The organism is Streptomyces sp. DvalAA-14, from assembly GCF_900091855.1.
GTDB lineage: Bacteria > Actinomycetota > Actinomycetes > Streptomycetales > Streptomycetaceae > Actinacidiphila.
In genome coordinates this window covers 1-2094 of record NZ_FMCH01000418.1, presented here as the reverse complement: position 1 = coordinate 2094, position 2094 = coordinate 1, and the positions used below count along the sequence as shown (strand labels likewise).

Below are 2094 nucleotides of genomic sequence, written 5' to 3'. Positions count from 1 at the left end.
TTCGAGGTCGAGGAGGCCGACGCGCCGCCGCCGGTGCCGGTGCCGGAGCAGCCGCAGAAGCGGGGCCGCGGCTGGCTGCGCCGGCCGCCGGCGGGCAAGGGCAGGGCCGCCCCACCGCCTGGGCTGCCGGTCACGGTCGTCTTCTCGCACGGCTACTGCCTCACCCAGGACTCCTGGCACTTCCAGCGCGCCGCCCTGCGCGGCACGGTCCGGGCCGTCTACTGGGACCAGCGCAGCCACGGCCGCAGCGAACGCGGCCGCGACCAGCTGGCCGGCCGGCGCGCCACCATCGACCAACTGGGCCGCGACCTGAAGGCAGTACTCGACGCGGCCGCCCCCGAGGGCCCGGTGGTCCTGGTCGGGCACTCCATGGGGGGCATGACGGTGATGGCCTTCGCCGACCAGTTCCCCGACTACGTCAAGGAGCGGGTGGCCGGGGTGGCCTTCATCTCGACCTCGGCGGGCAAGCTCGCCGCCGTCACCCTCGGCCTGCCCGCCGCCGGGGCGCGCGCCTTCCGGGCGGTGGCCCCCGGGCTGCTGCGGATACTCGGCAGCCAGGCGGAACTGGTGGAACGGGGCCGCCGGGCCACCGCCGAACTGTTCACCGGGATCATCAAGCGCTACTCCTTCGGCGCCGACGACATCGACCCGGCGGTCGGCCGCTTCGCCGAGCGGCTGATCGAATCCACCCCGATCGACGTGGTGGCCGAGTTCTATCCGGCCTTCACCGAACACGAAAAGGGCGCCGCGCTCGCCGTACTGGACGGGATGCCGGCGCTGGTGATGGCCGGCGACAAGGATCTGCTGACGCCCAGCGCGCACAGCGCCGACATCGCCGAGAAGCTCCCGAACGCCGAGCTGATCATCGTCGAGGGCGCCGGGCACCTGGTGCTGATGGAGCGGCCGGAGCTGGTCGACAGCGCGCTGGCCCGGCTCATCGCGGCGGCGGCCGAGACCGTACGCGCGCCGGTCGCGCCGCGGCTTCGGGAGCTCTCGGCGGCCCCCGACGCGTAGCATTCGCCTTCATGGGCACTTCGCATGACCCGTACCCGACCGGTACGGACCAGGACGCTCCTGTGGTCCGGATCACCGTCCGCGACCCCGAGCGCATGCATGAACTCGGGCGGCGGCTCGCCACCCTGCTGACCCCCGGTGACCTGGTGCTGCTCAGTGGTGAACTGGGCGCGGGCAAGACCACCTTGACCCGTGGGCTGGGCGAGGGTCTCGGCGTCCGCGGCGCCGTCACCTCGCCGACCTTCGTCATCGCCCGGGTCCACCCCTCCCTCTGCGGCGGCCCCGCCCTGGTGCATGTGGACGCGTACCGGCTGGGCGGCGGCCTGGACGAGATGGAGGACCTCGACCTCGATGTGTCGCTGCCGGAGTCGGTGGTGGTCGTGGAGTGGGGCGACGGCAAGGTCGAGGACCTCTCCGACGCCCGGCTGCACGTGGTCATCTCCCGCACGGTCGGCGCGGCGGCGGGCCCGGCGGGCGCGGAGGATGCGGACGACGTCCGCGAGGTGACGGTGACCGGGGTCGGGCCGCGCTGGGCCAAGGAGGATCTGAGCCCGCTGCTGGTGTGAACCGACAGGCTGTCGGGAAGATGTTGCGCAGGGGAGGGCGGCCGTGGTCTGCTGGGTGCGGGCACCTGGTTAGGGCTGCCTAACTTCTCGGTACGAGGAGGCGCGCATGTCGGACCAGCACCCGCACGATCAGCCCACCGAAGCTTCTGTCCGACCCGCGGGTGTCCCGTCGGTCCGCGACGTCCTGGCCGCCTGCGCGGCGGCCCGCACCCTCTCCACCCCGCCGGACACGTCCGAGCCGGCACCTCGACGTCAACCGAACCGCGACGCGGCCTGACCCCTGCGGGGTGGGCGGTGGCGGTTCGGTGCGGGTTGTTCGCGCAGTTCCTCGCGCCCCTGGTGGGGCGTCGGGGGTACCCCCTGGTTGTGGCGGCCTGCGCGGCGGCCCGCACCCTCGCCGCCCTGCCGGACACGTCCGAGCCGGCACTTCGACGGCCGCGGGGTGGGCGGTGGCGGTTGGGTGGGGGGCTGGTTGGGGTGGTTTCCGGGCTGCGGGCCGGTGGGGGTTGTTCGC

The 2094-nt window shown here is 73.8% G+C and carries 3 protein-coding genes; all 3 read left to right on the top strand.

From position 1 onward, the window contains the following. The coding region (locus tag GA0115240_RS22235; RefSeq protein ID WP_141708930.1) for an alpha/beta fold hydrolase at window positions 1-1014 on the top strand (1014 nt) is incomplete at its 5' end. Between the two features lie 11 nt (window positions 1015-1025). Further along, window positions 1026-1580 (top strand): tRNA (adenosine(37)-N6)-threonylcarbamoyltransferase complex ATPase subunit type 1 TsaE, encoded by a 555-nt coding sequence (tsaE, locus tag GA0115240_RS22230; RefSeq protein WP_093738910.1) that lies wholly within the window; start codon window positions 1026-1028, stop codon window positions 1578-1580. 106 nt (window positions 1581-1686) lie between these two features. Further along, on the top strand, window positions 1687-1857 hold the full coding sequence (locus GA0115240_RS37125; RefSeq protein WP_176725141.1) for a hypothetical protein: 171 nt from the start codon (window positions 1687-1689) through the stop codon (window positions 1855-1857). Window positions 1858-2094: the final 237 nt, after the last annotated feature.

Excerpts from the sequence above, each read along its gene's own strand:
- tsaE (WP_093738910.1), top strand. The coding sequence starts at position 1,026 with ATGGGCACTTCGCATGACCCGTACCCGACCGGTACGGACCAGGACGCT.
- GA0115240_RS37125 (WP_176725141.1), top strand. The coding sequence starts at position 1,687 with ATGTCGGACCAGCACCCGCACGATCAGCCCACCGAAGCTTCTGTCCGA.